The sequence below is a fragment of the Halomonas sp. CH40 genome, assembly GCA_041875495.1.
Taxonomy (GTDB): Bacteria; Pseudomonadota; Gammaproteobacteria; order Pseudomonadales; family Halomonadaceae; genus Vreelandella.
On sequence record CP112982.1, the window covers coordinates 3,416,378 to 3,428,620 of the forward strand.

General features: G+C 57.4%; 10 protein-coding genes. 4 read left to right on the forward strand and 6 right to left on the reverse strand.

Annotated features, from left to right (window positions below; all coding sequences use genetic code 11):
• Window positions 1-111 precede the first annotated feature (111 nt).
• The 4 genes from OR573_15530 (at window position 112) to OR573_15545 (ending at window position 4,290) form a co-directional block, all read left to right on the forward strand.
• Window positions 112-1,278 (forward strand): ATP-binding protein, encoded by a 1,167-nt coding sequence (locus OR573_15530; GenBank protein ID XGA79867.1) that lies wholly within the window; start codon window positions 112-114, stop codon window positions 1,276-1,278.
• A 9-nt stretch (window positions 1,279-1,287) separates the two neighbouring features.
• Window positions 1,288-1,965 carry a response regulator gene (locus OR573_15535; protein ID XGA79868.1) on the forward strand — a complete coding sequence of 226 codons (678 nt, stop codon included), beginning with the start codon at window positions 1,288-1,290 and terminating at the stop codon, window positions 1,963-1,965.
• Window positions 1,962-2,768: a PAS domain-containing protein gene (locus OR573_15540; protein ID XGA79869.1), complete on the forward strand. Its 807-nt coding sequence runs from the start codon at window positions 1,962-1,964 to the stop codon at window positions 2,766-2,768. The genes OR573_15535 and OR573_15540 overlap by 4 nt, the downstream gene beginning before the upstream one ends.
• A 139-nt stretch (window positions 2,769-2,907) precedes the next feature.
• Window positions 2,908-4,290 (forward strand): NAD(P)/FAD-dependent oxidoreductase, encoded by a 1,383-nt coding sequence (locus OR573_15545; protein ID XGA79870.1) that lies wholly within the window; start codon window positions 2,908-2,910, stop codon window positions 4,288-4,290.
• Window positions 4,291-4,416: 126 nt separating this feature from the next.
• Here the strand turns inward: OR573_15545 and OR573_15550 are convergent, their stop codons facing one another.
• The 6 genes from OR573_15550 to OR573_15575 form a co-directional block, all read right to left on the reverse strand.
• A complete protein-coding gene (locus OR573_15550; GenBank protein XGA79871.1) occupies window positions 4,417-4,677 on the reverse strand; it encodes a hypothetical protein in 261 nt (86 codons plus the stop codon).
• Window positions 4,674-7,508, reverse strand: a complete 2,835-nt coding sequence (fdhF, locus tag OR573_15555) for a formate dehydrogenase subunit alpha (protein XGA79872.1) — start codon at window positions 7,506-7,508, stop codon at window positions 4,674-4,676. The genes OR573_15550 and fdhF overlap by 4 nt, the downstream gene beginning before the upstream one ends.
• Window positions 7,509-7,518: 10 nt before the next feature.
• Complete coding sequence (locus OR573_15560) at window positions 7,519-9,261, reverse strand: NAD(P)H-dependent oxidoreductase subunit E (GenBank protein XGA79873.1); 1,743 nt, start codon at window positions 9,259-9,261, stop codon at window positions 7,519-7,521.
• 156 nt (window positions 9,262-9,417) lie between these two features.
• A complete protein-coding gene (locus OR573_15565) occupies window positions 9,418-9,756 on the reverse strand; it encodes a P-II family nitrogen regulator (GenBank protein ID XGA79874.1) in 339 nt (112 codons plus the stop codon).
• Window positions 9,757-9,840: 84 nt separating this feature from the next.
• The gene (gene amt / locus OR573_15570; GenBank protein ID XGA79875.1) at window positions 9,841-11,172 is read right to left on the reverse strand and encodes an ammonium transporter; all 1,332 of its coding nucleotides are present in this window, start codon (window positions 11,170-11,172) and stop codon (window positions 9,841-9,843) included.
• 24 nt (window positions 11,173-11,196) lie between these two features.
• Window positions 11,197-12,228: a DUF3445 domain-containing protein gene (locus tag OR573_15575; protein XGA79876.1), complete on the reverse strand. Its 1,032-nt coding sequence runs from the start codon at window positions 12,226-12,228 to the stop codon at window positions 11,197-11,199.
• Window positions 12,229-12,243 lie beyond the last annotated feature (15 nt).

Consider the following 12,243-nt stretch of genomic DNA (forward strand, 5'->3'; position numbering starts at 1 on the left):
AATCGGCCATGGGGGGTAATCACGAAGGAGTAACCAGCCTGTACTGGCATGAAACCTGCTAGTAACAGGGCTAACGCGCGTAAGGCATGAACGTCGGTGATGGGAGGAGGTATGGCTATCAGTCTCAGTGGCTGGATTGAACGTCGGGTAATTCAACCTGAAAAAACGTCTCAGCCGGAACCGCTCATAAGCGACCAGGTACTCAACGGGCTTACCTTGCGCCTCGCCGCATGCCACCACCTGGCGGTTGACTTACCGACGGTTCTTACCTGGTTGCAACGTCAGCTTCCAGCCACCTACACCGCTACCGAAGGTTCATGTTTATGCCTCGCCTTGCGAATGTCGCAGGCCCACTCGCTGACCCTGGTGACGCCTTCCGGCATTACCCTGACAGCAGATCAGGCCACCGCTATGGAAGCGGCGTTAACCACGCGCTATCGACGTACAGACGACCTCGTCAATGGGAGCAGGGAAATACCCTCACAGCGTCAGCTTCCATGCTGGCCCCACCCCCTATACGCACAGCAGCTTACGCTGGATAAAAAGGCGGAGGCTTGGTTATTGCTACCAGGCGGATGGCCGCAGAACCCGTTTTTCGAGCCGTTACGCAGAGCCTTCATGGAAGGCTTAAAGATTTGCCTGGCGCACCATCAGCACCTCGAACAGGCGGTGGAAGAAGAGCGTCGCGACTATGCCGCCGGCTTACACGACACCATTGCCCAAGAGCTGGGGTATTTGCGGCTGCGCACCTCGCGCCTGGAGAAGGCTTGCCGACAGCTTGCGCCGGAACTTGAGACGCTGGCCAGCGATATCCACCTGCAAACCCAGCGAACCTACCGCCAAACCCGCGAATTGATCACCACCGCCAGGCTCACTCTGGAGGATGATTCACTCCACTTGGGGCTAGTACGCACAGTAGAGGAATTCGAGCAGCTTTCAGGGCTGGTATTCGAACTGGACAATCGAGCCCAACCAGAAGGCTTATCCAGACAGACCGCCATTCAGGTGCTTCTGATTGTGCGCGAAGCTCTCAGCAACAGCGTGCGTCATTCTCACGCCTCGCATGTTCGTATTCAGCTTTTCCCGCAGGTTAAAGGGGAGTTGCTGGTGCGTGTCGATGACAATGGACAGGGCATCATTTCGGAAGATGCTGGCAGCGGCAGTTTCGGGCTGGGCATCATGCACGAGCGTGCCCAAAAGATAGGTGGCCACCTGCACGTAGGATCACTATCCAGTGGCGGTACCCGTGTCGAATTGATCGTTACGGATGACAGATAGAGAAATGCGATGAACCCTACACGAGTTGTTTTAGTCGATGACCATCCTTTATTTCGACGTGGTGTTGCACAACTGCTCAGCGAAAGTCAGCGCTTTGATATATTGGAAGAGTTCGGCAATGCTGAAGAGCTCCTCCAGAACCTGGAGCGCCTGGATCCTGAGCTATTACTGATCGATCTGCAAATGCCGGGCACCAGCGGCTTATCCCTGCTGGAGCAGATCAAGGCCAGGTGTGAAGATACCTGGGTCGTAATGCTGACCGCGTCAGACGACAGCCATGACTTACTGAAAGCCATTCAGCTTGGCGCTGATGGCTACCTGCTCAAAGATACCGATCCGGATATCATTCTCGAGCGTCTTGATGCTCTCCTGCATGGCAAGATAGCGCTCAATGATGATGTTGTCATGATGCTGGCGCAGCACTTGCGTGCCGATCGCCTGGATATTATGGATGACATGCCCGCTTCCTCAAGCTGGGCGGAAGGCTTGACCGAGCGCGAACGCCATACCTTGATGTGGATTACCAAAGGACTTAGCAACAAGCTGATTGCCCGTGAACTGGGCATCAGTGACAGCACCGTCAAAGTGTATGTCAAAAACCTGCTGCGTAAGCTCAATGTCAACTCGCGTCTCGAACTGGCCGCCTGGGTACACACGCATCCTTTACCTGATGAGGATGCGCCATGATGTGCCTTTTGATGCCATTCACCTTCAGGAAGCGTCCCCCCAACACACCGCCTTGTTCAAGCTTGCTGGATAGCCTGAACGAAGCCGTACTGGTCGTAAATGACAACAGTGAAATCTTGTTTGCCAACCGTAGCTGGCAGCATTTGATTGGCGCCGACAGTGAGGCTACACCGTCCCACCTGCTGGAGTATGTTCACCCTGCTGACCGAGATGTCTGGCAACAGGTGTGCTGTCAGGTAAATCGTCAGGAAAGTCCCGCACCGTTATGGTTGAGAGTGATGGGGGCCGGCCATGAGCTACGCTGGTGTGAGTTACGCGCCCAACCCCTCGGGGTTGGCTCTGCCTGGCCTGCCAGCTTATCCCTCTGTGATATTACGCCTCAGGTACAACGTAATCAGGTTCTCTCTGCTAGCCATCGCAGCCTGTCGCAACTGGTGAATGGACTTCCTGTGATGGTTTATCGAGCCCGTAACAATCGCCGCTGGACCATGGAATACGTTAGTGACGGTTGCTACGGATTGACCGGCTACACGGCCGAAACGCTGCTTAACCATTCCCTGATCAGCTACGGAGACATGATCCACCCCCAGGATGCCGACCAGGTCTGGGAAGAAGTTCAGGATGCCTTGCGTGAACACCGCAGCTTTGAGCTGGATTATCGTATTCAGTGCGCCGATGGACATCTGCTTCGTGTGAACGAAAAGGGACATGGCGTTTACTCACATAACGCCGCTGTGCTTGGCGTCGAAGGCGTTATCATCGCCTTTGACGCCGACCCATCGACCTCTCATACCGATAGATAACTCTTTTTGACTACCCTCTCTGAGTAATTTTGTTGTCTGTGCCGATCCACTAGGTTGGTAGTGAGCGAGCGAGAGGTTTTCTCGCCTCCTATCACGACATTTCGTTCAAATCTGTCAGGACACGTACAGGAAACTAGCTATGAAAAAGCGTATCGCAATCATCGGCGCCGGCCCAAGCGGTCTGGCACAGCTTAGAGCCTTTCAATCGGCACATGAAAAGGGCGGAGAGCCACAGGAGCTGGTCTGTTTTGAGAAACAGTCTGACTGGGGTGGGCTTTGGAACTACACTTGGCGCACCGGCCTTGATGAAAACGGTGAGCCGGTTCACGGCAGTATGTACCGATACCTTTGGTCCAACGGGCCGAAAGAATGCCTGGAGTTCGCCGACTACTCTTTTGAAGAGCATTTTGGTCGTCCTATTGCCTCTTATCCGCCACGGGCTGTGCTCTGGGATTATATAAAAGGCCGCGTTGAGAAAGCCGGTGTTCGTAAGTTCATCCGCTTCAATTGTCCAGTGCGCCACATCAGCTACGACGAGGCCAACGGGACTTTTACCGTCATTGCCCACGACCACACTACGGATACGCTCAGCACTGAGACATTCGATCATGTCATCGTCGCTTCCGGGCATTTCTCTACCCCTAACGTGCCGGAATTCGAAGGTTTCGAAAATTTTGGCGGACGCATTCTCCATGCCCATGATTTTCGCGATGCGTTGGAGTTCAAAGACAAGGATCTGTTACTGGTGGGCAGTAGCTATTCTGCCGAAGATATTGGCTCTCAGTGCTACAAATATGGTGCTCGAACGATCACCACCAGTTACCGCTCTCGACCTATGGGCTTCAAGTGGCCTGATAACTGGGAAGAAAAACCACTACTATTGCGAGTAGATCGCGATAGAGCATACTTTGCGGACGGCACCTCAAAACCTATCGACGCTATTATCCTGTGTACCGGTTACTTGCACCACTTCCCCTTCCTTGAAGAGTCACTGCGCTTGAAAACCAGCAATCGTATGTGGCCGCTGGATCTTTACAAAGGCGTTGCCTGGGAGCACAACCCCAAGCTGTTCTACCTAGGCATGCAAGATCAGTTTTATACCTTTAATATGTTTGATGCACAGGCCTGGTACGTACGCGACATCATTCTTGGGCGTATTCCGCTGCCAAGCCAAAATGAAATGCGCAGCGATAGTGCCGCTTGGCGAGCACGCGAGGAAACACTGGAAAGCGATGAAGACATGATTGTTTTCCAGGGGGATTACGTGAAGTCCCTGATTGATGAAACCGACTATCCCAGCTTTGACATTGACGGCGTTAACAAGACGTTTCTGGAATGGGAGCATCACAAGCATGATGACATCATGGCCTTCCGTAACCACTCCTACCGCTCCTTGATGACAGGCACCATGGCACCTTCCCACCACACGCCCTGGTTACACGCGATGGACGACTCATTGGAGGCCTATCTGGCCACGCATGACGATGCCACCACCGCCCAAGCGGATGCAATGGAAACCTGACAGTAAGCGTATAAAAGCAACCGGCAGCTGGCCCATGGGGCAGCTGCCGGAAGTCTGACGAACTGTCTGTCTTTATTAACTTGGCTCTCGCGCCTGCCTGTTTGCTCTCAACGTTCACCCTACCCTTCAGGCTTTTCCTTTTATCTCGTCTTCAAGCACCGGCGAGAGGCTTGTCTCAATGGCCTCAAGCACTTCCGGCAGCATGACCTCCTTATAGCGCAGCAGATCCGCAACGGTTTCCGGCAGCTCGGCCAGGCCGTTCGCCTTGTAGACGCAGGCAGCGATTTCGGCTAAGTCAGCGGGGCTGGCGTCCACCGGCGGCACCAGCCCAATACTGATCAGGCGCTGGCGAAAATCTTCGCCATCCACCAGCTCAGTGATCATCATGAGGTGACCTCCTCTTTTTCGACGGCGGCCAGGCGGCAGGCGGCGTATTTGAACTCGGGGATCTTGCCGTCCGGGTCCAGCGCGGGGTTGGTCAGCAGGTTGGCGGCCGCTTCGGCATAGGCGAAGGGTATAAATACCATGCCATCCGGCATGCCCGGGTCAACCCGTACGGCCAGTGTGATACGGCCACGCCGAGTGGTGATGGTCAGGCGGTCTCCCGGCGCCAACTTCAGCCGCTGCATTTCATTGATGGAAAGGCTGGCCACGGCTTCAGGCTCCAGCTCATCCAGCACCTTGGCACGCCGGGTCATCGAGCCGGTGTGCCAGTGCTCCAGCTGACGGCCGGTGGTGAGCACCGTTGGGTAGTCATCATCCACCGGTTCATCCGGCGGAATGGGACGGGTGGCGGCGAACTTGGCCTTGCCGCCTTCGCGGGGGAAGGCATCGCCAAAGACGACGTCCTGGCCGGGGGCGTCGTCACTCGGGCAGGGGTAGGTCACCGACTGTTCGCGTTCCAGGCGTTCCCAGCTGATATGGTCCAGCGAGGCCATGCCCTGCTTCATTTCCGCAAACACCTCGCTGGGGTGCTGGTAGTGCCAGCCCAGGCCGAAGCGGTTGGCCAGCTGCTGGATGATCCACCAGTCCGGGCGGGCATCGCCGGGCAGCGGCATGGCCGCACGGCCCAGCTGCACCTGACGGTTGGTGTTGGTCACGCTGCCGTCTTTCTCGGGCCAGGCCGAAGCCGGCAGAATCACGTCGGCGAACTGGGCGGTTTCGGTCACGAACAGGTCCTGCACCACCAGATGCTCCAGCTTGCCGAGCGCCTCACGGGCGTGGGTGAGATCGGGGTCAGACATGGCCGGGTTTTCACCCAGGATATACATGCCGCGAATGGTGCCGTCATGAATGGCATCCATGATCTCGACCACGGTCAGGCCGGGCTGATTATCCAGCGGCGTATTCCACAGCTCCTCGAAGGCGGAGCGCAGTTGATCATCGCCGACCGGTTGATAGTCAGGCATCACCATGGGGATCATACCCGCATCTGAGGCGCCCTGAACGTTGTTCTGGCCACGCAGCGGGTGCAGGCCGGTGCCAGGCCGCCCGGTATGGCCACAGGCCAGGGCCAGCGAGATCAGGCAGCGGGCGTTGTCGGTGCCGTGGGTATGCTGGGAGATGCCCATGCCCCAGAAGATCATGGCGCGCTCGGCATTGGCATACAGGCGCGCCACCTCGCGAAGGGTCTCGGCGTCTACGCCACACTGCTCGCTCATGGCCTCTGGGGTCATGTCGACCACATGAGTCTTGAGGGCCTCGAAGCCTTCGGTATGCTCGGTGATATAGGTCTCATCAAAGAGACCTTCAGTGACGATGACATTGAGTAGCGCATTGAACAGCGCCACGTCAGAACCGGGTTTAAAGCGCACGCTCAGGTGGGCGTAGGCATCCAGCGCCTGGCCCCGCGGGTCGATAATGATGAACCGGGTGCCGCGCTTGGCGGCCTGTTTGAAGAAGGTGGCCGCGACCGGATGGTTTACCGCCGGGTTGCAGCCGGTGAGAATCACCACATCGGCGTTGGCCGCCTGCATAAAGGACGCGGTAACCGCACCGGAGCCCAGGCATTCCATCAGCGCCGCCACTGAACTTGCGTGGCACAGCCTTGTGCAGTGATCGACGTTATTGGTGCCAAAGCCGGTGCGGATCAGCTTCTGGAACAACCAGGCTTCTTCGTTGGAGCATTTGGCGCTACCGAAACCGGCCAGCGCCTGCGGCCCTTGTCCTTTTTTCAGGTTGATCAGGCCGGTGGCGGCAAATTCCAGCGCTTCTTCCCAGCTGGCCTCACGGAAGTGAGTCAGCGGCTGGGCGGGGTCGAAGTCCGGATCAAGCCCCTTGGCCACACCCTCACGGCGGATCAGCGGGGTGGTCAGGCGTGACGGATGGCGTGGGTAGTCAAACCCAAAGCGACCTTTCACGCACAGGCGATTATGGTTGGACGGCCCGTTGCGGCCTTCCACATAGACAATCTCGTCGTTCTTGAGGTGGTAGGTCAGCTGGCAGCCGACGCCGCAATAGGGGCAGACGGAGTCGACCTGTTTATCGGTCGCGGCACTGTCCCCCACGCCGTGTTCGTCAACCAGAGTGGCGGGCATCAGGGCCCCGGTCGGGCAGGCCTGCACGCATTCGCCACAGGCCACACAGGTGCTGTCGCCCATGGGGTCATCAAAGTCGAAAACGATTTTTGAGGCACTGCCACGATGGGCCAGCCCGATGACGTCGTTGACCTGCACTTCACGGCAGGCGCGTACACACAGGTTGCATTCAATGCAGGCGTCGAGGTTGACCGCCATGGCACTGTGCGAGCGGTCTTTGACGACGGCGCTTTCGCGCTCGGCCACATGGTGCACGGTGGGCGTAGTTCGTTCGCTGCGCTTGGGTAAGCGCTGACTTACCTCACCGACATCAATCGCCAGTTGATCGGCCATGGCCCAGAAATGGCTGGAGGCGTCCGGACTCTGCTCCCGGGGCGGTTGATCCACGGCGAGCATTTCCAGCACGCCTTCGCGGGCCACCCGCGAGCGTTCAGAGGTGGCACTATGCACCACCATGCCGGGCTTGGCCTCACGCAGGCAGCTGGCGACCAGGGCGCGTTCGCCTTGCACCTCGACCATGCAGGCGCGGCAGTTGCCGTCGGCGCGGTAGCCCTCGGCATCCTTGAAGCACAGGTGCGGAATGGTTTCTCCGGCGCGCTTGGCAACCTGCCAGAGGGTGTCGCCGGGGTAAGCCGTCACGGCTGCACCATCCAGCGTGAGGGTAAAGGTCTCTTGGTTCATCAGGTGCTCCTTACCCTTTGATAATGACGTTCTGGGCGGCGAGCTCAGTGCGGAAATCGCGCAGCAGGCCCAGCACTGGATTGGGGGCGGCTTGCCCCAGGCCGCAGATGGACGCATCCATCATCACCTGGGAAAGCCGTTCCAGCGTGTCGACATCCCAGGTACTGCGTTCCAGCAGGGTGAGCATTTTCTCGGTACCCACGCGACAGGGCGTACACTGGCCACAGGATTCATCGGCGAAAAAGCCCAGCAGATTGGTCGCCACATTACGCAGGCTGTCCTGATCGGAGAGCACTACCACCGCCGCCGAGCCGATAAAACAGCCGTGCTCCTGCAGGGTGTCGAAATCCAGCGGAATATCCGCCTTGCTGGCAGGCAGAATACCGCCCGAGGCACCGCCAGGCAGATACCCGGCCAGGGTGTGGCCGTTCTGCATGCCACCGGCGTATTCGTTAATCAGTTCGTTCAGGGTGATGCCGGCCGGGGCCAGATGCACGCCGGGCTTGTTCACCCGGCCAGAGACCGAAAAGCTGCGCAGGCCGCTGCGCCCATGGCGGCCGTGACTGGCAAACCATTCGGCACCCTGGGCATAAATGGCCGGAATCCAGTAGACGGTTTCGACGTTATTGACCAAGGTCGGGCGGTCAAATAATCCACGCTGGGCCACAAACGGCGGCCGATGGCGAGGCTTGCCGGGCTTGCCTTCCAGCGATTCGATCATCGCCGACTCTTCCCCGCAGATATAGGCGCCTGCTCCACGGCGCACCACGATATAGCCCGGCGCCACCAGCCCGGCGGCTTCCAGCTCCGCAATGGCCTGATGCAACACCGTATGCAGCGCTGGGTATTCATCACGCAAGTAGATGTACAGAGCGTCTGCTTCCACCGCCCAGGCGCTGATCAGGGCGCCTTCGAGAAACTGATGGGGGGCGCGCTCCAGGTAATAACGGTCCTTGAAGGTGCCCGGCTCGCCTTCATCGGCGTTGATGGCGCAATAGCGCGGCCCGGCCTCGGCGCGGACGAAAAACCATTTTTTAAAGGTCGGGAAACCCGCGCCCCCCAGCCCGCGCAGCTTGGCCTTTTCCAGGGTGTCCATCAGGCTTTCAACACTCATCTCCCCCGCCCGGCAGGCGTTGAGCAGGGCGTAACCACCGGTTTGCCGGTACGCGTCAAAGCGTGGCCAGTCCAAGGGTTCAGGGTGAGTGTGATCGGCAGCGATGGCCGCCTGAACGCGCTCAACACTGGCATGGCCCAGATGGTAATGGCCCACTTCCACCACAGGCGCTGTATCACAGCGGCCCATGCAGGGGGCGCGCAGCACGCGCACCTCGGCGGGGTCGGTGCCTGCCGCAAGTGCATTGCGCAAGGCATCAGCACCGGCCAGCTGGCAGGACAGGGAATCACATACCCGCAGCGTCAGCGCCGGGGGCGGCGATTGATCGTCGTGGATGACATCAAAGTGGGCGTAGAAGGTGGCGGTTTCATATACCTCGGCCATGGGCAGGTTCATATAGCTGGCCAGCGCCCGTAGATGGGTCAGCGGCAAGTGGCCAAGGGCATCCTGAATCACGTGCAGATGTTCGATCAACAGATCACGTTGGCGCCGCTGCGGCTGCTCGCGTTCATCACCGAGCAGTTGACGCAAGGCATCCAGGGCGTCCGGGGCAAGTGAGCGGCCACGTGGCTTGCCGCGGGCTTTACCACGAAAGGGCGGGAAATGGGTTGGTTGCTGCGGGGCCATACTGTCAGTCACTTCGTTTCACCTTTCGTAGGCATGTCGGGGCAGAGCACCGTAGGGATAATCCGTAGATTTTCGAGCAAAAACAGCGGTGCCGACGGGCGACCCCACTGTTTTGTACACGGATTTCTGTTGGAATAAGCAGGAAACGCAAGCCTCGCTAAAAAGGAGCTATAACGCCGCCTCGTCAGTTTCACCACTGCGTATGCGTATAACATTGGAAAGTGGATAGACGAATATTTTTCCATCTCCAATACGACCAGAGTATGCGGCTGTTTTAATCGCTTCGATCACTGTGTCGATCTGGGAATCACAGGCTCCCACTTCGACTTTCATCTTGTTCACAAAGTCCACAGTGTACTCCGCCCCCCTGTAAAGCTCGGTATGCCCCTTCTGCCTTCCAAACCCTTTAACCTCAGTCACAGTGAGCCCTTGAACATTGATATCAGATAACGCTTCTCTGACATCTTCAAGCCTATGGGGTTGAATAATAGCTGCGATCATATGCATGGTATGGCCTCTAGGTTTTCATCATCAGTTCACGAAAAGCCAAGACCCGTGTTTATCTAATGGGCCTTGGCCTCGGAGAATCATTTAACGTTGAACAGGTTTCCGGCTGGCCAGCAGGCCGTCGGCCGCTGCACTGCTCCGCTGGGGGGTGCCATCCATGTCCGATGTATTGGCCGAAACGAACTCAGGGTAGGCGTGCATACCGCATTCGTGGGCATCCATGCCCTCAAACTCGTCCTGCTCGCTGACACGCAGCCCCATTACGGCACGTATAATGAAAAGCACCACCAGACTGGCACCGAACATCCAAGCGAAAATAATCACGGTGCCGAGCAGCTGGATGCCTAGCGTGGCGTCAGGGTTAGTGAATACAACGGCGACAATCCCCCAGATACCCGCACTGCCATGTACCGAAATGGCACCCACGGGGTCGTCGATCCTGAGGCGGTCCAGCCCGAGTACAGAGAGCACGACCACCACACCACCGATCGCACCGACCAGCATGGCCATTCCCGGCCCAGGCAGAAGCGGCTCAGCCGTAATGGACACCAACCCGGCCAGCGCGCCGTTCATGACCATCGTCATATCGGTCTTGCCGAACAAGGCACGGTACAGCAGAGCGGCCGCTACCATGCCCGAGGCTGCGGCAGTATTGGTATTGACGAAAATACGTGCCACTGCATTGGCATCATCCAGGCTGGCAATTTTCAGCATCGAGCCGCCATTGAACCCGAACCAGCCCATCCAGAGAATAAACATGCCAAGCATGGCAATCGGCAGATTGGCGCCCGGAATGGCTCGTACCTCACCATTGGGACCGAAACGGCCTTTACGTGCGCCAACCATCAATACAGCGGCCAGTGCTGCGGCACCGCCTGCCATATGCACCACAACGGAGCCGGCAAAATCCTGGAAGCCCATTTCATCCAGGAAGCCACCGCCCCATTTCCAGAACCCGTTCACGGGGTAAATCACTCCGACCATGAAGACCGCAAACACCAGGAAAGGCCACAGTTTCATACGCTCGGCAATTGCCCCGGAAACAATCGACATGGTGGCAGCGGCAAATACCGCCTGGAAAATAAAGTCAGCCATGGAAGAGTAATAAGGTGAGCCTTCTCCCGCCGAAATATCGGCCATGCTGTTATCACTGCCCAGCATGAAATCCAACCCGGGAATAAAGCTGCTGACTGGGTTGGCGGGATACATCAGGTTGTAGCCAACCACCAGATAAACCAGGCACGCAACGGAGTACAGCATCGCGTTTTTGGTCAGTATCTCGACCGTGTTCTTTGACCGGACCAACCCTGATTCAAGCATGGCAAAACCACAGGCCATGAACATGACAAAGGCGGTACAGACTAGAAAATAGAAGGTATCGAGCGCATAACTCAGCTCTAGCGTTATCTCGTTCATGAGTGTCCTCTCGGCTAGCAGGTTTCAGGTTTGTGGTTGGAGTTCGTGGTCGTATTCGCTTAACCACTCCACGACAGTGTCGCGGTAGCGTGTCATCCCTTTGTAATCCACCAGTGCCTCGGGCAGATTGGCCAACACGCGATGCAGTCGCTTGGCCCAGGCCTTATTGGTTGTGAGGTCGTCCATGCTGATCAGATAAGTGCGGATGCCAAAGAACAGCGCATGGCTTCGGGGCATACGTACCAGTGTCTGTAACTCGACACGCAGAAAGACATCCCTGCCTACGTTCTCGGGGGTAATCGTGGTTCGGTCTGCCCCCCATTGGTGATAGGTTTCAGGAGAACTGTCCATGCGTGGATGGATCGTCATCGTCCAGTTCAAACGACGAATCGGGCTGCCCACCTTAATGGCGCACAGATATTTAAGGACCCGATCAAAAATACCCATCTCATGAGCCAGCGGCACAGGGCCATGCCACTGTTTGAAGCTCATTCCGGCATCAAAGGCCAGCGACCAGTCAGCCGGTGATGTGATTACACCTGCGTCCATGAAGAGGTCTGCATCACGTTGATCAAGTAACGCAAAATCCCCCTGCATCTGGCGTCCGATAAACTCCATCGGCGGCATGGGCAAGGTACTTGCATCACCCATCACAAAGGTCTGATGAATGCCGAGGGGGCGATTAATCCACTCGTATTGATCGCCCTGTCGGGTGAAGGAAAAATGTTCGGGATAATCCTGGGCATAGTGTGTCATGACAAATTCAAGCAGGTCCCAGCACGCCTGTTCCATGTGGGGCATGGCAAGGCAGCGAGCGGGGTCCTCTTCCAGCACCATCGCCCTTTCTGCTGTTTCACACAGATAATGTTCATCGATATCGAGCATATGCTCGTAAACACTGCCCTTGGGACCCGGCAGCGTATGCGGCTCAGTATTGACTGAGTACATATAGTCATCTTCCGGAAACGGGAAGGGAAAGCGGCTCACGGCCTCGGGACTATTGCGGTAGGTAAACTGGCCTCGGAAAGCCTGGGTATCTCGCGGTGCAAGTTGCATGGTGTTTTCCCCCTT

Excerpts from the sequence above, each read along its gene's own strand:
- OR573_15530 (XGA79867.1), top strand. The coding sequence starts at position 112 with ATGGCTATCAGTCTCAGTGGCTGGATTGAACGTCGGGTAATTCAACCT.
- OR573_15535 (XGA79868.1), top strand. The coding sequence starts at position 1,288 with ATGAACCCTACACGAGTTGTTTTAGTCGATGACCATCCTTTATTTCGA.
- OR573_15540 (XGA79869.1), top strand. The coding sequence starts at position 1,962 with ATGATGTGCCTTTTGATGCCATTCACCTTCAGGAAGCGTCCCCCCAAC.
- OR573_15545 (XGA79870.1), top strand. The coding sequence starts at position 2,908 with ATGAAAAAGCGTATCGCAATCATCGGCGCCGGCCCAAGCGGTCTGGCA.
- OR573_15550 (XGA79871.1), bottom strand. The coding sequence starts at position 4,677 with ATGATGATCACTGAGCTGGTGGATGGCGAAGATTTTCGCCAGCGCCTG.
- fdhF (XGA79872.1), bottom strand. The coding sequence starts at position 7,508 with ATGAACCAAGAGACCTTTACCCTCACGCTGGATGGTGCAGCCGTGACG.
- OR573_15565 (XGA79874.1), bottom strand. The coding sequence starts at position 9,756 with ATGCATATGATCGCAGCTATTATTCAACCCCATAGGCTTGAAGATGTC.
- amt (XGA79875.1), bottom strand. The coding sequence starts at position 11,172 with ATGAACGAGATAACGCTAGAGCTGAGTTATGCGCTCGATACCTTCTAT.
- OR573_15575 (XGA79876.1), bottom strand. The coding sequence starts at position 12,228 with ATGCAACTTGCACCGCGAGATACCCAGGCTTTCCGAGGCCAGTTTACC.